We start from the raw sequence: 16,836 nt of genomic DNA, 5'->3' as shown, positions 1-16,836 counted from the left end.
CAACCGGTTGCAGGAGTACGCAGACGTACCGGAAGTCTCCGCGCTACTCGCTGAACACCAGGCAGCCTAAGCGTTGTCCCGTAAATGATCTACGGCATGCTGGTTGACCAGCGTCGTTTCCTGGTCAACCAGCGAGCGTGAGGTTGTGGAGGCGAGCGATGCCGAGCATGGCGTGATGGACCCCGTCGCCTTTCAGGCGGCAGTCGCGGAGGATCTTCCAGGTCTTCATGCGGGCGAAGGCGTGCTCGACGCGGGCTCGGACCTTGCGGTGCGAGCGGTTGTGTTCCTCTTTCCAGCCCGGGAGTTCGCTCTGGCCGGGTTCGCGGCGGTGGGGGATGACCAGGCCGGTGCCTCGGTAGCCGCCGTCCGCGATCACCGTGGCCTTGCCGACGGCGTCTTTCGCTCCGGACAGCTCCCATGCCTTGCAGTCGTTGCGGTTGCCGGGCAGTGGCCGGCCGACCGCGACGACGAGCCGGGTGTCGGCGTCGATGACGACCTGGTGGTTGGTGGAGTACCGGTAGTTCTTCGACTGCTCGGCGATGGTGTGGTCCCGGGTGGGGACCAGGGTGCCGTCGACGATCAGCACGGTGTCCTTGCGGAACCGCTTGCGGGGCTGGAGCGCGAGCGCCGGGCCGAGGTGGTCGACGATCCGGTCGGCCGCGGACTTCGACACCCCGAACAGCGGGGCGAGTTGGCGCAGGGTGAGGTTGGTGCGCCAGTACGCGGCGACCAGCAGGACCCGGTCCTCCAGTGGCAGGCTCCAGGGTCGGCCCTTGCGGACCGGGTCGGCTCCCTCGCGCCGCAGCGCGGTGATCAGCTTGCTGAACTGCCGCGGGCTCAGCCCGGCGAACGGGGCTATCCAGGACGGCTCCGACGCCGTGATCACACCAGACACAGCAAGATCATCTCACCCGTGACCAGTACTTACGGGACAACGCTTAGAAAGCGCAGCCCCCGCTTATTCCACCTTGCCGGGAATTATCCACAGGAGTCCTACCCCTGCCACGTACTTCCAGCAATACGGGTTCTCTGGCAGAGGCCTCGGGAGGCATTTCGCGAGGTCATTCAGGGCGCCACCTATCGTCTCCGGTGAGACACCGTTGACATCGCCACTATCGAACTGGTCGTTTCTGCTGTTTCTTGTGTCGTTGCTGGGCGTCTTGTGGGTGCTGCGTTGGTTGCTGCGCTGTTGATCACTGCTGTGTTGGTCGTTGCTGTGTTGATCACTGCTCTGTTGATCACTGCTCTGTTGGTCGCTGCTCTGTTGGTCGCTGCTGTGTTGGTCGCTGCTGTGTTGGTCACTGCTGTGTTGGTCACTGCTGTGTTGGTCACTGCTGTGTTGATCACTGCTGCGTTGGTCCGAGTTGGACTCGTCCGATCCGCCTTGATCACTGTCGCCGCTATCGCCTTGTATCGCTCGCGATGCCTGGGCGGATGCTTGAGGGGCAGCTATCGCGAGAGTCGCCCCTGTTGAAACAGCAAGTGTCGCAGCCAGGCAGGAAGCGCCGACACAACGGGAAATTCGTCGTCGCGGAGTGCTACTCATGATGGTTCCTTGAGTTCAAACCACAATGCCGCTTGTATCTGAGAGCTGACAATAAGTCAGTCGATGGCCGCCGATCCACGGATCTGGCTAAGCGTCACGCTTGTAACGCTACTCCGTCCCAACATCAAAGGCCATGGGTCATACGGCGACGATCACGGATCGTATGGCCCAATCCGATTGAAGGGCAAGCTCTTCTGCTGCAAGTCCGCGCAAACGTCTCCAGTTACGGAGCTAGCTTTTTGCCTCCCTGCCGGTCGATCTCAGGGCCGGGAGGGGGTCACCCCCCAGGGGGTAGGTGGGAGATGCAGCGGGAAGTCAGAACGGCGGAACGTCATTCGGCTGTGGCTTGACCTTCTCGGCAGCCCATCCGCCCGGCTGGTTCTTAGCCGTTTCCTTGTTGTGGCAAGCAGTGCACAACGGCCTAAGGTGCTTTGGTGCGTCAGGCATTACCTCACCTCTTGCCAGCAATTGCTTACGGCTCAAAGGCCAATGGTCCGCGACGTTGGCATGCCGACTACACAGCACACACCATGGATTCGCGTACAGGTAAGCCATTCTCTTTCGCTGCCACCCAACGTCATAACCGCGCTTGCTGGCCGATCCTCGCTGCTGCTCCCTCTGTTTCTTGTGTTCAGCGCACGGACCACCATCCGTGAGTTCGCCGCAACCAGGCTGAGTACATGGCTTCTTGGGCATTCGGGGCATGGCTGTTCCAAGGGTCTGCATGCCGACGGGTCCGGGGACGTAGCGCCAGCGAAGGGGGGAGGGGGAGAACGCCTGGGGGCATATCTACTGGTCGCTGGGGGTTAGGCCCACGCGCCGGCAGTTGGGGCAGCGTTGCGTAAGGGAAAGGGCGTTTCACTGCCAGTACGGCCCCCTTGACGGCCCGACTTCTGGGCCCTGATGGTTACCCGCATGGACGCAGGATTGGCAGCAGTGCTCGGCGCGTTGGCAGGTTCGGTAGCGACCATCGGGGCATCGGTGGCTACCGGCTGGTCAGCACGAGAGCAGGCGAGGACGGCGGCACGCGCCGAGCACCTTCGGCAGCGACGCGACGCGCGGCAGGCCGTCTACGAGGAGCTCATTACCGCAGCCCACGCGCACTCAAGCCTCACCAAACTCCTACTAGCTCCGACACCAGACGAACTTAGCGACCTAGAGCGTCTTCGAATCCTTCCGCCTGGGATGGATTTGATCATGGTCATCCGAGAGTCTGAGGCGCTCCATGAGAACGTGAAGAAGATATCGACACGGGTTCAGCTCGCTGGCCCTAAAGAAGTGAGTGCGGCAGCAGCTCTTGTCGACGAAAAGTCTCGCCTGGTGTATGCCGTGCTTGCAGTAATGCGCGTGCCCGTCACCTATCCAGGCATGCCCAGTCTGTCTGACCAGTGGAGGGATGGAGCTACGCGCTTTTGTAATTTCATGGACGCGATAGATGACTTCTCTGAAAGGGCGCGGGTAGCACTGGACAATGACGGGACAAAGGACTAGGTGCCCTGTGTCCGACACAGGGCACCTCTCATCAACGGCGATTCCACGCCTGGTAGCAAGCCAGGCACATGGACTTCCGGTACCCGGGATAGTCCGGCCGGATACCCCGGGCGATCAACTCGGCGCGGGATAGCGGATACCAGGCAGACACAACAGCTCCGGTCTCCATGCCGTACGGCGCCCGGGGGCACAGCTCACAGAACGGATTCACGCCCCTCACAGCAATACCGGTGGGTCTATTGGGTTACCGGCAGCGTCGTACGGAGTCTGATCAATCACGAGGCGCTGACGGTTCCGAACAATGGTGGTAATTCCCCGGGGTACGCGAGAACCGTGATAGTCAGCAGGACACCGGTCAGACCATGCGGGCGAGCCGTCCGGCAGCCGGGGGAAGAATGGGTAATCGCCATCCGGTCCCGGGTCCAGTGCGTCATGCGCCATCGGGCGCCATCCACTGCGTTTCAAGTGCGTCTGAGAGGTCAGCGGCGTGACGGCTGGCAGCCCCGCCTATCGCCTCTTCAAGTCGGGCAGTGAGCATCATTTCCCGATAGTTCAGTTCCATGGCAAAGGTATCGGTGGGGTGCTCGCCGTGAACACGGAAGTAGGCCATGCGGGCATGCTGGCGAATGGCGTTCCGCTTAGCACGCGCCACCCAGTAGGTAGCAACAGCGGCAATTGGGTCCGCCCCTTCGTACACAGCGTCAGCGGCACTCTTCGATCCAACGTCCAACAGCTCATCGTCAAGCGCCTTCCACTGAGCCAGAAACTCGATGTCTAGGTCTCGCTGGCGGGCGTCGCGCTGAGCGGCCTTCTGGGCAGCCTTCTCAGCTTCGGCGGACTCAAGGGCGGCTAGCTTCGCTGCGGCGGCCTCAGCGGCCTTACGGGCATTCTCAAGGGCAGTCATAGATCAGGCTCCATATCCGCGCGCAATGCGCTGGTCAGGGGTCAGGTGATCGCCGGACGGCGAAGGCTCAGGCTTGGACGGCTGGACGCCTAGCTGATCGGCGGCGCTGCGGGCAATCTGCGAATAGCCCATCGTCATTCGCTGCGCGGGGCTGAGCTGAACGCCCTTTGCCTCAGCGGCTCGAAGGTGGGCCGACTCGGCGTCAAGTTCCTCGCTGGCCACAGATGCCAGCGACTCAAGGTGTCGGCGCATTCGCTCTGGATCACGCTTCTCAACAATTTGGTTCTTGCGCATGTACCAGGGGGTATCGGTCATCGGTCATTCCTTACGTTTTGGAGAGGCCCCGCTGCAACCGATTGCGGACGGGGAGGGGAAAGGGTAGGAGAATTAGGTAGTCAGGTGGCAGCGTCTGTGTGGTCGAAGATTCCGGGGCCAGCCGCGCTCTCCGGGTCACTCATCAAACGAATACCGGTGTAGACCCAGCCCCTATTTTTGCGCCGGAGTTCTTCGACCTTTCCGCTATCCAGCAGATGCCGTTTTACGCTGGATGGGCTGAACTTTGCCGACTTGTCGCCGTTGTTGTCCCTCCACATCTTCAAATCGGCATTGAACGAGGAACGGCCGACTTCCCCGCCCTCGGAGTAGTCGAAGAGTTCGCCTACCAGGTCTTTAAGCGGGTCGACGCTGTCTTTGTGGTGTTCCGCGGCCTGAATCACGCTGAGTGTGTCCTTCAACCCCTCGGCGTAATAGCGAGTCGCTCCGCGAACAACCCATGCGGCAACACCCTCGGCTTCCGAGCCCTGAATGGTCGGCTCAAGGTCTGGGTCCCGTCGGTCAGCGAAAGACTGGCCAAACAGAATGGCTTTAGTGCGGGCCCACAGAGCAGCACCGCCGGCTGAAAACTCAGGCAAATGGTTCGTGGCCAGCACAATGGTGAACGTCGGCTCATACGAGAAGACCTTGCCCATGAGGTGACGCGTGCTGATCCGATCCCCGCCGCTGAAATTCTTGAGTAGCGCCGTGTTCATCGGAGTTCCCGGGTTGCCTTCTTGCGCAACAACCATGCGTGCACCCCGAAGTCCGGCAATCTGCTCAGTATGGGGAGCCTGCCCCCGAACGTTCTCAAAAAGCGAGAACTCAACCTCGCGAACGATGTCAGCGCCGAATACCTTTTGCATGGTCCGGACAGTGGTGCCTTTGCCGTTCCGGCCGTGGGCGCCATACCAAACACCTAGCGCGTGTTCACGGACTTCGCCCGTCATGCAGTACCCCAAGAACGTCTGGAAATATCGCTGAAGCTCCGTTTCGTCCGGGAAGACCTCTTCGACAAACCGGAGCCAGCGCGGTGCCTCGGCATCAGACACGTAGTTGACCCGCGCGCACTGCGTGAGCATATTCGCTGGATCATGGGGCCTGAGCCTGCCGGACCGGAGGTCCACGGTGCCGTTTCGGAAAGTCAGCAGGTGCCGCCGGGCGTCCAAGTCATCAACGGTTGCGTGGAATTCCCGGAGAACGCTCATTTCGGCAACGATGGCCCGGCGCTGGAAATTCACAAGCATCTTGCTCATGGCCGCTGATGCCCACGATGTGTCACCAGGCGAATCAACAATGCGCCTGGCAAGCACAGCAACAGCGTCCGTGATTGCCTGCATTGCTGCCCCGTCATTGCCGGTCGCTTCCCAGACAATGCCATTCCAGCGATACCAGCCAACATGCTCAACGTGCTTGAGGCGGTCCGCACAATGATCAGCAACGAACTTCGCGAAGTTCACGTGCAGCACGTCGTTACTTACATCGAGCCGTGCGCGCTGCCTGGCCCAGTAGGTGTCATCAGAAATCACGGCCGCCCCCCTTAGTCGAGAAAGGCGGCAGCGGAAGCGGCAGCGCGATCGGCACGGTTCTTCGCCGTCTTGACGGCCGGAAGTTCCTCGCCATTGCCCGCATATAGGTCGCGCTTGAAGTTGGAGGCATCCGCCGTAGCAGCGGCAAGCGCAAGCGTCGCGTGAACCTGAGCCAGGGCCACTGTTTCGGGGTTCACGCCGTACCTCGCGCACTCCGCTGCAATCTCTTCGGAGCGCTGGTAATGCTGGTAACCGTTCATGGTTCGCCGTCCTTTTGGGTAAAAGAAAAGCCCCCGGTTCGCACCTGGTCTCACACGCTGCGTGGACGGCGAAATCCGCAGCGATGAAACCGGTACGAGACCGGGGGCTTAGCTAAAGGGGGTGCGCGTCAGTACATGACCGGGATGCTGGATTCGCCGTCCAACCGGTCTCGGAGGGGAGTTAGAGAGCCGATTGCCTCCACGTGGAGACAGGACCCGCATCGTTCCTTCCTAATTTATCTAGTGAGTCGATCGCCCGTGGGCCGGCTGCCAAGTGCCGATCGCAACGGTGGTGTCGAAAAAGCTTGCACCTGTAGAGGGTTCCCATCCGCGTATAGAGGGTCTTCTCAGGTGTCAGGAATTTTGACACCAACTCCCGTGGATCTGCCCGCTGTTCCCGAGTAGGGCGGGGCGCCACGTGCCCGCCTGAGTGCCTACGGGCCGCCTGGCGGATCCCGCCTGTCGGCAACCCCGGGGAAGTCCTCAGAGGCCCGCTGAGGGCACGGGGAAGCCACCTCAGGTCGGCGATTCAGACGGGCTGCCGTGGGAGGTATTAGCGCTCGGCAGGAACGTGCGTCTCCATTGCACTGCGGACCGCATCGGCGGAGTCGAGGCCGTTGCTGTAGCCCCAAAGGGCAAGGTCCGTGATGACATCCGTGAGCGCAACTGAGTCCATCGGCCCGCCGGTCATCTCGACGTACCGAGTCATGATCTGCATTGCGCGGTTAAGAGCCTCGGTCATGGTGCTTCCCCTCGTTGGTGCGGCTACCGGTAAGCGGTTTCAAAGGGGAGTGAAGGAGTGGATTGCCCGTGGGCGGCAGCCTGCACGTGAAGCCATGTGTGCCCGCCTGAGCGCCCCTGAGTCGTCCGCCGGTCCCTGGGGGGCGTCAGAGAGCACGCGGAAGGCACGCAGGGGGCCACTTACTCAGGGCACGAGAGAGCCCCCGCCGGTCAATGACCAGACGGGGGCTCAGAGCCTCAGTGGCAGCGGCTAGTTCGCGGCCGTGACTTGTGTGCGCCGCTCTTCCCATCCATCCCATGCGGATTCTTCCGCCGGGTTCACGCTGTCGTCTCGCCATGCCGGTATCAGGCGGTCGAGGATAGGCGTTCGGTCCCCAACACCCTTCGGCGGAACCATCGTCACACCCTTCAAGGCCGCTTTGAGTAGGGCACGCTGTCCCTCAATGCCAGCGTCATTCCACAAGTCGGCTAGCGATTCGGGGTCCATGAGCGGCGTGAGGTCGGCTTCTCGGGACAGCTCTGCCAGCTCGGATTTCAGCCCCGCGATTTGGGCGGAAAGCTCAGAGCGCAGAGATTCGTACTGAGACTCATCCATTCCACCCCCAATGAAGAACTCCTTTTGTAGGCGAAGCTCTCGCGCCGCCGCGTTGTCCAGCGCTGCACTTACGGCGCGCTTGCGCGCTTCTTTGGCCGGGTCCTGATAGGACAGCCAGCCCCTGGCAATCGTCTGAATCGTCGGTGACCCTGGGGGCAGCATCAGCACGTGGTTAATCCACATAACTGCCATGGCTTCATCTACACGCTTCCGAAGGGTTGCCATTCCCGTACAGGCGGCTTCACCCTGGTTCATTCGCGTGATGCACCGATAATTGCGCCCGCCGTTCCCCATGGAACCTTTGCAGTGAGGGCATCGGAGAATGCCGGTCATGATGGTGGCTGCCTTGCGAACGCCACGTGACCGGTCACCAATCGCGGTCCCTGGACGGCTTCGCCCACTGATGATTGCGCTGATTTTCTGCCACTCAGCGAAGGTGACCACCCCTTCCCCTGCCTTGACCGGGTGACCGTCAGGGCCCATGAGCGGTGTTCCGCGCCGGTGCCACTTATCCAGGGGGTTACCGAATTCATCCTTAGCCCGCTCCCGATCGGGGATGAGCCCAGCCCAGCTAGGAGACTGCGCAAGGTGAATTACGGTCTGCGCACGCCACATCTTCCCCTTACGGGTTTTGGTGCTTTCGGCATTCAGTGTGTTGGCTATTCCCGCAGGGGTGTCGCCATCTAGAAGAGCCTCAGCAATGCGGCGCGCTGTCGGGTACTCCGCCGGGTCGTGCTCCAACTTGCCACTTCCCTTGGGACAGCGCAGACCGTACGGGACTACTCCGCCGGGCCAGCGTCCCTCAGCCTTGTGCGCGTCCCCGCCGGTCTTAGTACGCATGGCGATGTCTTCCGCCTCCTCGCGCGCACGGTCACTGAGAATGCCGAACACCATTCGCACGCCCCGCTGTGAAGAGTCCAGCCCCTCAGTCACGGAGACGATGCGGGCTCCGCGAGGCTTGAAATCATCAATGAGCCGGTCCACAGCGCCCATGCCCCGGCGGGAAAGCCGGTCTGTCTTCCACACGTAAAGCGTCCTAGAAAGTCCTTCAAGGACAGCGGCAGTTGCCTTTTCGAACTCCTCGCGACGTACGTGCGCCTTACTCGCCGACTTCTGCTCAAACCAAACGTGGCGAATGGTCACGTCTTCAGTGGCTGCCGTGCGGCAGATATCCCGGACGTGAGCCCGCAGCGTGGAAAGGTCGTCGCGCTTCTTGCTGCGCCTGATGTATGCCTCTGCCAGGTCGGCAGAGGCACCCTCAGCAACCTCCCAAAGCCCTATCCGCTGTAGCTCTTCATCCTCGAAGCCCAGCGCGCGGAGGGTGGGCAGGTCTGTGCGTTCCATGATGTTCCGTTCGCCGTAGGGCCGCTTCTCGAAGTCCTAGTAGGGCTTGGTCAGGTTGGGGTTGGTGTGGGTATGCCGCGGTGGCAGGTGGGGCATGCGCCGGTCCATGTCGCGAGGAGGGTTTGTAGCTCGCGGACGACTTGGTAGAGGCTCAGGCCGGCGCCATGTCTTTTGGGGCTCTGGCCAGTCGTTGCAGGGTGCAGAAGGCGTGGGCGACGGATACGAGGGTGACGTGGTGGTGCCATCCGTTCCAGGTGCGTCCCTCGAAGTGGGCAAGTCCCAGGGCCTGTTTCATCTCGCGGTAGTCGTGCTCGATGCGCCAGCGGAGCTTGGCCAGGCGGACCAGGGTGGTCAGCGGGGTGTCGGCGGGCAGGTCGGAGAGCCAGAACTGAACGGGTTCGCCCTGGTCGGCCGGCCACTCGGCCAGCAGCCAGCATGCGGGCAGTTCCGGGCCCTCGACCGTGTGGCGGACCTCGCGACCGGCAGGCCGGATCCGCAAGGCCACGAACCGCGAGTACATCCGCTTGAAGCCGCTGCGGCCGGTGCCGGGCCGGGAGCCCTCACGCCATTGCACTGGCTTCGCCGTCTTCCGGCCGGCCGCGATGACCAGCTGTTTCACCGACTGCGGCTTGTCCGGGTACTTCGCCACGGGTGGCCGTCCGTTCCCGGAGTAGGGCTCGGTCACCGGCACGGCTTCGCCGGGCTGGGCCGAGAGGGTGGTGGAGATCCCCACCATGTAGTTGAGGCCGCGGGCCTGCAGGCCGTGCCGGAATGCCGCCGCGTCTCCGTATCCGGCGTCCGCGACGGCCAGCGGCACCTCGATGCCCCACGAGCGGGTCTCATCCAGCATGTCCAGGGCCAGCTGCCATTTCTCCACATGCCCGGTGTCGTCGGGAATGCCGCAGGCGGTGCGGCGGGCGACCTTGGCCGGGTCCGCCTTCGGCGAGGCGGGGTCCCAGGCCTCGGGCTGGAACAGCCGCCAGTTGACCGCCACCGAGGCGTGGTCCGAGGCCAGGTGCAGGGAGACGCCCACCTGGCAGTTGGTGACCTTGCCCGCAGTGCCGGTGTACTGCCGCGAGACACACGCCGAGGCATTGCCGTCCTTGAGGAAGCCGGTGTCATCGAAGATCAGCACGGTGGGCCGGATCGCCTTCTCCATGCTCCAGGCCAGCCGGGCCCGCACATGCGCGGGGTCCCACGGGCTGGTGGTGATGAAGTGGGCCAGGGCCTGACGGTTCCCGTCCTCGCCCAGCCGGGCGGCCATCGGCTCGACCGACTTGCGCTGCCCGTCCGTGAGCAGGCCCCGCAGGTAAACCCGCCCCCACCGACGCTGATCCTTACGCGCGAACGGCTCGAAAACCTCCGCCGCGAAGTCCTCCAACTCGCCACGTACAGCTGCAATTTCCTCCGGCGTCACACGTCTTGAACGACTCACCGAGCCCTTAGGACACGCAACACCAGCCCCAACCTGACCAAGCCCTACTAGAGCGTGTGGAACGCCTGTTTTCAGCGTTTGCCCAGGTCAGAAGCGGTGCTGTTCCCTTGGTTCACGGGTGGGCCTGGATGAACTTCACCTGGTTCGCCTCGGCGTACGACGTGGACGACGCCCCCTACCGGATCGCGACGCTCGTGCAGATCGCCGGTGTGCTCGTGTACGCGGCCGGGGTGAGCCGGGCCTTCGACGACAACGACTGGGCGGTCGCGGTCACCGGCTACATCATCATGCGCGTCGCCCTGACGGCGCAGTGGCTGCGGGCCGCCTCCGGGGGGCAGGGCGAGGCCCGGGCCTCCGCGCTGAAGTACGCGGCCGGACTGGTGATCTGCCAGCTGGGCTGGATCGGGCTGCTGTTCGTCCCGGACGACCTGAAGCGCTGGCTGTTCGTCGTCCTGCTCGTCGCCGAGCTGGCGGTTCCGGTGATCGCCGAACGCGGGCACCAGACGCCCTGGCACGCCCACCACATCGTGGAACGGTACGGCCTGTTCACCATCATCGTGCTCGGCGAGACGATCGCCGCGGCCACGGTGGCGGTCAAGTCCGCGATCGACGAGCACGAGGCGCTGGACCAGCTGCTGCCCATCGCGGCGGGCGGGTTGCTGATCGTCTTCGCCGCGTGGTGGATCTACTTCGCCGTACCGATGCACCAGCACCTGAACTCCAACCGCGAGGCCATCCCCTGGGGTTACGGGCACCTGCTGATCTTCCTTTCGGGTGCGGCGATCGGCGCCGGCATCGAGGTCGCGGTCGAGCACGCGGTGGGCAAGGCGCACATCTCCCAGGTCGCCGCGAACGCCTCCGTCACCGTCCCGACCGCGCTGTTCCTGCTGATGGTGTGGCTGCTGCACTCCCGCCACTTCAAGCGCGGCCCCGCCCAACAGCTGGTCCTGCCCGTGGCCGCGCTCGTGACGCTCGCCTGCACCTGGTCGGGGACGTACGCCGTCCTGTGGGCGGGCCTCGTCGGGGTGCTGACGGTGGCGGTCGGCCTCACCCTGTCCACACGGGCCGGTGCGGCCACCGGTGCCGCCGTCTGACTCCCCGGGCCGCCCGCACCCGCACGTTCCTGCCGCACTCCCGCACCCGCACGCGCTCCCCACCGAACCGTCACTCCCGCGCCCCCGCCGCCGTTCTCCAGCGCAGAACGACGCGCACCGACTGGAGGCCCTGCCATGACACTCCCGGCACAACGCCACGGCACCGACCCCGGCAGGGAGCTGGCCGAGCCAGGCTTCTGGCAGCAGCCCCCCGCCCACCGACTCGCAGCCTTCGCCCGGCTGCGTGCGGTCGGGGGCCCGGTGTTCGTCCCCGAAGGATCCGGGCGCGGCCACTGGGCCCTCGTCCGCCACGCCCAGGTGCAGGAGGCCAGCCGCCTCCCCAAGGTCTTCGCCAGTGCCCCGGGCGTGACCACCCCCGAACCGGCCCGCTGGGTGCGTGCCCTGTTCGGGGACTCGATGGTCAATCTGGACGGCCCCGACCACGCCCAGCTGCGCAAGATCGTGCAGCGGGCCTTCACGCCCCGCCTGCTGGCGGCCGCCGAGGCGGACGTCCACGCCGTGGCCGCCCGCATCGTGGACGACGTACTGGCCGATCAGCCCGACGAGTTCGTCTCGGCCGTGGCCTCGCGGCTGCCCCTGGAGGTCATCTGCAACATGATGGGCATCCCCGAGCGCTACCGAGCCGAGATCGCCGACCGCGTCAACCACGCCTCCGAGAACATCGGTGTGGAGCGGGGCCTGGGCTCACGGCTGCGGATGCCCGGGCGCGGACTGCGCGCGCTCGCCCGGATGCAGCGGATGGTGGCGGGCATCGGGCGGGAGCGGCGCAAGCACCCCACCGACGACCTGATCTCGGCGCTGGTGTGCGCGAACGTCGACGGCCAGGCCCTCGGGGCCCGCCAGCTCGGCGCCTTCTTCTCCCTGTTGATGGTCGCCGGGGTGGAGACCACCCGGAACGCGATCACCCACGGGCTGTCCCTGCTGACCGACCATCCGGACCAGCGGGACCTGTTGCTCTCGGACTTCGAGAAGTACGCGGACGGTGCGGTGGACGAGATGATCCGGCACTCGACGCCCATCATCCAGTTCCGCCGGACCGTGGCGGCCGAGCACACCATGGACGGGCACGTGTTCCGGCCGGGCGACAAGGTGGTCCTCTACTACGCCTCCGCCAACCGCGACGAGGCGGTCTTCCCCGACCCGGACGCCTTCGTCATCACCCGCTCACCCAATCCGCACCTGGGGTTCGGCGGCGGCGGCCCGCACTTCTGCCTGGGCGCGCACCTGGCCCGGGTGGAGATGAGGGCCCTCTTCCACGAGCTGCTGACCCGGCCGATCGGGTTGCGGGCGGTGGGTCTGCCGGACCTGGCGGGGTCGAACTTCGACAACCGGGTCCGCTCGCTGCGGTTCGCCTTCGAACGGCCCTGACCACGGCCCCGGGTGAAGCGGAACCGGCCACCGGGCAGGCTGGGGGCCCGGCGGCCGGAGCGGGTGGTGGCGGCACCCGGTCTGTGGCTACCGCTGCACGCGCCGCACGGCGAGGACGCAGTGGGCGCTGCTGGTGAGCACGGACTCGTCGCCCGCGAAGGCCTGCAGGGTCTCCGGCGCGACCGGCTGGCCCGGAACCGCCTCGGGCCAGGCGCGGGTGGCGAAGAGGAAGTACGCCTGCCCGCTCTCGTCCGCCGCGGCGACCCACTCGTCGGGGGCGGTGCAGCGTGCGTTCATCCCGGGCAGGGTGAGGGCGATCTGGTTGCCCTCCAGCAGGATCTGCACCGGGAAGGTGGCCGCCTTGAGGGTGCCGTCCATGACCACGTCGCCGATGGGCAGGCCGATCTCCTCCAGCAGCCCGCGGGCGGCCGCCTCGCCGGCCTCCCGGCCCTGCGGTCCATCGCCGAGGGTGTAGGCGAGGAGGTACGGGATGTCGTGCGCCTCTTCGGGGTCTCCGATCCAGGCGAGCACCGAAAGGGTGCCGAGCTGGGACCGGTCGATTTCGGCTTGAGTAGAAGTCATGCGCGCACCCTAGTGGTCTCTTCGGCGAGCCTTTCACGGCCCGTCACCCGGGCGGGCTAGACGGCCCAGAAACCCTCTCCGGAATTCGCCCGCGTGTTCGCATCCTGGTATTGGATCCGCACAATGCGCGTGCTTTCCGGAATTTCGAACACCACCCATCCCTCGGCCCGCTCACCGACCTCCAGGGAATCGAAGACGATCGGTTTGCCGGTCGTCAGCTCGCCGCTCTTCACCACCGGATGACGCCGCCCCGCGCCGTCGTGCGCCCACATGCGTCCGAGCGCCCCGTACGAGGCACCCCCCACGTTGACGAAGGACATCGAGGCGGCCACCCAGCGCTTCCCGGCGGGCGGGGCGAAGTTCTTGTCCACGCTGATCGCCGGGTCCACGAAGGCCCCGAGCGCGACCTGAAGGTGCCGGCCGAACTGGCTGCCGTGCAACCGTGCGGTGCCACCCACACGGGCGTCCTTCGCGCCGGGCCGTCCGGGCGCCTTCCCACCCGGTGCCCCGTCGTCCACCAGGACCGCCGGCCCGGCGGCGGGCGCGAGCGCACCCCGCTCCGCGGCGCTCTGGCAGGCGGTGACACCGAACAGCAGGACCGGGAGGAGGGCGAGGACGGGCAGGGGGCGGGCGGGCTGGCGCATGCAAGATCCCTTCGGGGGCGTGATTCCGGCCAGTTTCACGCGCCCGAGCAGGTAATTGCACACAACGACACGAGCGCGCGGATCACGTGCGCACGTCCACCTGCCAGCACAATGCGTTCCGGCGGAATACCGCCGTCCACACCCCTTGGAGGAAGAATGCGCATCTCCCCCCGCCGAATGTCCCTGGTGGCCTTCTCCGCGCTGGCCGCCACCACGCTGTTCTGTGCTCCGGCCGGCGCCACGGTTTTCAATCAAGGCATTTCCGTACATCACGACGCGTACGTCGCGGGCGACGGGACCCTCACCCTTTCCGGGTCGTACCACTGTGAGCAGGCTTCACCCACGGGGGCGATGCAGATCAAGGCGACCGTCGAGCACGAGGGCGGCCGGCTGAGCATCGGCGCGGAGCAGGCCGTCTGTGACGGCACGGAGCGCCGGTGGGTGGCCACGGCCCCGGGCCGCTGGGTGAACGTGCGCCCGGGCCGCGCCGTGGTCACCGCCGAGCTCCAGGAGGTCCAACTGTCGGGCCTGATGCCGAGGTCGGTCACCACGGTCGCCCAGGACAGGCAGGACGTCAAGGTCCGCAAGCACTGAAGCCCGTGCGCGGCCGTGACGCCTTCCCGGTAGCCGCCGCTACCGGGACCGGCACTCGGGCGCGACGCCCGTCATCGACATGAAGGCCACCCCCCGGCACCCGGAGTCCGCGTGCGGCCGTCCCGTCGTCCGGTCCACGACCGTCGGCACTCCGGCGGCCAGCAGGAGCGCGGCGAGGATGCCGGTCACGGCGCCCCTGCTCAGCCTGCGCACAGCGCGTTCCGTTCCATGGTCGGCATCATCGCCCCGGCTCCCGCCGCCCACAACTCGACGTGTCCGGGCCGTCACCTCGTGTTCCGCGGGCTGCCCCCGGCGTCGAACTCGCACCACACCGCCTTGCCGTCGCCCCGGGACTCCACGCCCCAGTGCGTGGACAGCGCGTCCACCAGCAGCAGCCCGCGCCCCGTGGTGGCCGCCTCGCCCGGGGTGCGCCGGCGCGGCCACACGCTGGAGCGGTCCTTGACCCACAGCCGGATGCGCCGGACCGGCTCCGGCAGCACCTCCATCGTCAGCACCGCCCCGCCGTCGGTGTGCAGCAGCGCGTTGACCAGCAGCTCCCCGGCCGCCAGCTCCACGTCGTCGGCGAGCTCCGGCATGCCCCAGTCGCGCAGGGCCTGGCGCAGGGCGTAGCGGGCCTCCGAGAGGCCCTCCGGATCGGCCTGGTGGACGTACTGGTGGATGCGCGGCGCCCGGTGGGTTCCCGGGTCGGGGGCCCGGCGCAGCACCAGCAGGGCCACGTCGTCCCCGGAACCCCAGCGCTCCCAGAGCCGGTCGGAGAGGTGGTCGGCGAGTGCCGCGGCCCCCTGGGGGCCGCTGCGCACGGCCTGGGCAAGGGCGTCCATCCCGGCGGTGATGGTGGTGCCCGGCTCCTCCACCAGGCCGTCCGTGCACAGCACCAGGGTCTCCCCGGGCACCAGGTCGAGCCGGGTCTCGGGAAACTCCTCGTACTCGAAGAGCGAGGCCAGCCCGAGCGGCAGGCCGCCGCGCACCTTGGGCCAGCCCGTACGCCCGTCCGTGTGCCGGATCAGCGGTCCGAGGTGACCCGCACGAACCGCCCGTACGCCGCCCGTCTCCAGGTCCACCTGCGCGTACATGCAGGTGGCGAAGCGCTCGGTGTCCAGTTCGGCGAGGAAGCGCGAGGCCCGCGCCAGGACGGTGGACGGCGGATGGCCCTCCCCCGCGTACGCCCGCAGCGCGATCCGCAGCTGGCCCATGATCGCCGCCGCGTGCGTGTCGTGGCCCTGGACGTCGCCCACCACGACGCCCACGCGGTCGCGGGGCAGCGCGATCACGTCGTACCAGTCCCCGCCGACCTCCCGCCCGCTCCAGGCGGCGTGGTAGCGGACCGCGATCTCCCCGCCGCTGATCTCCGGGATCCGGCGCGGCAGCATGGCGGCCTGCAGGCCGGTCGCGAACTCCCGCTCCTGGTCGAAGAGGAGCGCCCGCTGGAGGGACTGGGCCACGATGCCCGCCAGGCCCAGGCAGAGGTTGCGCTCCTCCGGGCTGAACTCGGTGCGCCGCCGGTAGAAGAGGACCAGCCCGCCGATGGCCTTGGCCTGCGCGATCAGCGGCAGGTAGGCGGCGGCGTCGTACCGGATCCGGTTCAGGTAGTCCGCGAGGAGCGGGAACTCGCCGCCGAGGTCGGCGAGCGAGTTGACGAAACGTGCCTGCCGGGTGAGCACCACGTGCGACAGCGGCAGCGAACCGTCCAGTCGGGTGAACCGGCGCTCGCTGAGGATCTCCAGGGACTCCCCGCTCAGTGCGATGATCTTGATGGTGCCGCCCTCGACCAGCCCCAGGGCCAGCCCGTCCGCACCGAGTCGTTCCAGCGCGCCCGCCCCGGTCAGCGCGGCCGTGACGTCGTCGACCGTCACCGCCCGCGACAGGGCCTCCGTGGTCCGCTGCACGATCGTCGTCTGCTGGGCGCGCGCCGCCTCCAGCTTGCGCAGCAGCGTGGCGTGGGCCAGCTCGGCGGTCGCGTCCCGGACGATGCCCACGATCCGCTCGGGCTGCCCGGCGCCGTCCCGGAGCACCCGGCCCGAGGTGTGCGTCCACTGGTCGCGCCCGTCGCGCCGCTTCACCGTGAAGTACGCGCCGTACGTGTCCCCGCCGTCCGCCAGGACGCCCTCGACGATCCGGGTCAGCCGGAGCCCGTCCGCGGACGGGATGCGCCGACCGACCCCGGGAACGGTGCCGTCGAACTCCTCCGGCCCCAGGTCGAAGACCTTCATCGCGGCCTCGTCCAGCACCACCGTCCCGGCACCCAGGTCCCATTCGAGACTGCCCATGCCGTTGAGCGCGAACCGCTCCCCGGGCACGGTCACGGGGGACCGCCGGACCGGCTCGGGTCCGTCCCGTTCCGCCGCTGCCACGTTC

The 16,836-nt window shown here is 66.5% G+C and carries 15 protein-coding genes and 1 pseudogene; 4 read left to right on the top strand and 12 right to left on the bottom strand.

The window, feature by feature from the left end:
- Window positions 1-124: 124 nt before the first annotated feature.
- Window positions 125-895: a transposase gene (locus OG207_RS25400; protein ID WP_329094738.1), complete on the bottom strand. Its 771-nt coding sequence runs from the start codon at window positions 893-895 to the stop codon at window positions 125-127.
- A 1,566-nt stretch (window positions 896-2,461) separates the two neighbouring features.
- Here OG207_RS25400 and OG207_RS25395 point away from each other — a divergent pair.
- Window positions 2,462-3,037 carry a hypothetical protein gene (locus tag OG207_RS25395; RefSeq protein WP_329101146.1) on the top strand — a complete coding sequence of 192 codons (576 nt, stop codon included), beginning with the start codon at window positions 2,462-2,464 and terminating at the stop codon, window positions 3,035-3,037.
- Window positions 3,038-3,467: 430 nt separating this feature from the next.
- Here OG207_RS25395 and OG207_RS25390 read toward each other — a convergent pair whose 3' ends face one another.
- The 7 genes from OG207_RS25390 to OG207_RS25360 form a co-directional block, all read right to left on the bottom strand.
- Entirely contained in the window at window positions 3,468-3,941 is a 474-nt protein-coding gene (locus tag OG207_RS25390) for a hypothetical protein (protein WP_329101144.1), read from the bottom strand.
- 3 nt (window positions 3,942-3,944) lie between these two features.
- A complete protein-coding gene (locus OG207_RS25385; RefSeq protein WP_329101142.1) occupies window positions 3,945-4,256 on the bottom strand; it encodes a hypothetical protein in 312 nt (103 codons plus the stop codon).
- An 80-nt stretch (window positions 4,257-4,336) separates the two neighbouring features.
- Entirely contained in the window at window positions 4,337-5,782 is a 1,446-nt protein-coding gene (locus OG207_RS25380) for a DNA primase family protein (RefSeq protein WP_329101140.1), read from the bottom strand.
- An 11-nt stretch (window positions 5,783-5,793) separates the two neighbouring features.
- Window positions 5,794-6,042, bottom strand: a complete 249-nt coding sequence (locus OG207_RS25375) for a hypothetical protein (protein WP_329101138.1) — start codon at window positions 6,040-6,042, stop codon at window positions 5,794-5,796.
- A gap of 553 nt (window positions 6,043-6,595) precedes the next feature.
- Entirely contained in the window at window positions 6,596-6,784 is a 189-nt protein-coding gene (locus OG207_RS25370; RefSeq protein ID WP_329101136.1) for a hypothetical protein, read from the bottom strand.
- Window positions 6,785-7,033: 249 nt separating this feature from the next.
- Window positions 7,034-8,722 (bottom strand): recombinase family protein, encoded by a 1,689-nt coding sequence (locus OG207_RS25365; protein ID WP_329101134.1) that lies wholly within the window; start codon window positions 8,720-8,722, stop codon window positions 7,034-7,036.
- A gap of 151 nt (window positions 8,723-8,873) precedes the next feature.
- The gene (locus tag OG207_RS25360; RefSeq protein ID WP_329095407.1) at window positions 8,874-10,139 is read right to left on the bottom strand and encodes an IS701 family transposase; all 1,266 of its coding nucleotides are present in this window, start codon (window positions 10,137-10,139) and stop codon (window positions 8,874-8,876) included.
- 137 nt (window positions 10,140-10,276) lie between these two features.
- Here OG207_RS25360 and OG207_RS25355 point away from each other — a divergent pair.
- Both OG207_RS25355 and OG207_RS25350 read left to right on the top strand, forming a co-directional pair.
- Window positions 10,277-11,251: pseudogene (locus tag OG207_RS25355) on the top strand (low temperature requirement protein A); the annotation flags it as partial.
- Window positions 11,252-11,386: 135 nt separating this feature from the next.
- A complete protein-coding gene (locus tag OG207_RS25350) occupies window positions 11,387-12,640 on the top strand; it encodes a cytochrome P450 (RefSeq protein WP_329101132.1) in 1,254 nt (417 codons plus the stop codon).
- A gap of 87 nt (window positions 12,641-12,727) precedes the next feature.
- Here OG207_RS25350 and OG207_RS25345 read toward each other — a convergent pair whose 3' ends face one another.
- Window positions 12,728-13,222 (bottom strand): DUF5949 family protein, encoded by a 495-nt coding sequence (locus tag OG207_RS25345; RefSeq protein ID WP_030009737.1) that lies wholly within the window; start codon window positions 13,220-13,222, stop codon window positions 12,728-12,730.
- 56 nt (window positions 13,223-13,278) lie between these two features.
- Window positions 13,279-13,866: a hypothetical protein gene (locus tag OG207_RS25340; protein ID WP_329101130.1), complete on the bottom strand. Its 588-nt coding sequence runs from the start codon at window positions 13,864-13,866 to the stop codon at window positions 13,279-13,281.
- A 156-nt stretch (window positions 13,867-14,022) separates the two neighbouring features.
- Here OG207_RS25340 and OG207_RS25335 point away from each other — a divergent pair, with 156 nt between their 5' ends.
- A complete protein-coding gene (locus OG207_RS25335) occupies window positions 14,023-14,460 on the top strand; it encodes a DUF6299 family protein (RefSeq protein WP_329101128.1) in 438 nt (145 codons plus the stop codon).
- Window positions 14,461-14,499: 39 nt separating this feature from the next.
- On the opposite strand, the gene OG207_RS25330 is transcribed toward OG207_RS25335, so the two are convergent.
- Together OG207_RS25330 and OG207_RS25325 are read right to left on the bottom strand one after the other, a co-directional pair.
- Window positions 14,500-14,673: a hypothetical protein gene (locus OG207_RS25330; protein ID WP_329101126.1), complete on the bottom strand. Its 174-nt coding sequence runs from the start codon at window positions 14,671-14,673 to the stop codon at window positions 14,500-14,502.
- A 71-nt stretch (window positions 14,674-14,744) separates the two neighbouring features.
- Window positions 14,745-16,832: a SpoIIE family protein phosphatase gene (locus OG207_RS25325; RefSeq protein WP_402695852.1), complete on the bottom strand. Its 2,088-nt coding sequence runs from the start codon at window positions 16,830-16,832 to the stop codon at window positions 14,745-14,747.
- Window positions 16,833-16,836 lie beyond the last annotated feature (4 nt).

Source organism: Streptomyces sp. NBC_01439, from assembly GCF_036227605.1.
Lineage (GTDB): Bacteria > Actinomycetota > Actinomycetes > Streptomycetales > Streptomycetaceae > Streptomyces.
The sequence above is the reverse complement of the archived record's forward strand: the minus strand, read 5'-3'. Positions and strand labels throughout refer to the sequence as shown.

Bases quoted from the DNA above. Each gene is read 5' to 3' on its own strand.
- OG207_RS25385 (WP_329101142.1), bottom strand. From the start codon at position 4,256: ATGACCGATACCCCCTGGTACATGCGCAAGAACCAAATTGTTGAGAAG.
- OG207_RS25375 (WP_329101138.1), bottom strand. From the start codon at position 6,042: ATGAACGGTTACCAGCATTACCAGCGCTCCGAAGAGATTGCAGCGGAG.
- OG207_RS25395 (WP_329101146.1), top strand. From the start codon at position 2,462: ATGGACGCAGGATTGGCAGCAGTGCTCGGCGCGTTGGCAGGTTCGGTA.
- OG207_RS25350 (WP_329101132.1), top strand. From the start codon at position 11,387: ATGACACTCCCGGCACAACGCCACGGCACCGACCCCGGCAGGGAGCTG.
- OG207_RS25390 (WP_329101144.1), bottom strand. From the start codon at position 3,941: ATGACTGCCCTTGAGAATGCCCGTAAGGCCGCTGAGGCCGCCGCAGCG.
- OG207_RS25365 (WP_329101134.1), bottom strand. From the start codon at position 8,722: ATGGAACGCACAGACCTGCCCACCCTCCGCGCGCTGGGCTTCGAGGAT.
- OG207_RS25340 (WP_329101130.1), bottom strand. From the start codon at position 13,866: ATGCGCCAGCCCGCCCGCCCCCTGCCCGTCCTCGCCCTCCTCCCGGTC.
- OG207_RS25345 (WP_030009737.1), bottom strand. From the start codon at position 13,222: ATGACTTCTACTCAAGCCGAAATCGACCGGTCCCAGCTCGGCACCCTT.
- OG207_RS25370 (WP_329101136.1), bottom strand. From the start codon at position 6,784: ATGACCGAGGCTCTTAACCGCGCAATGCAGATCATGACTCGGTACGTC.
- OG207_RS25335 (WP_329101128.1), top strand. From the start codon at position 14,023: ATGCGCATCTCCCCCCGCCGAATGTCCCTGGTGGCCTTCTCCGCGCTG.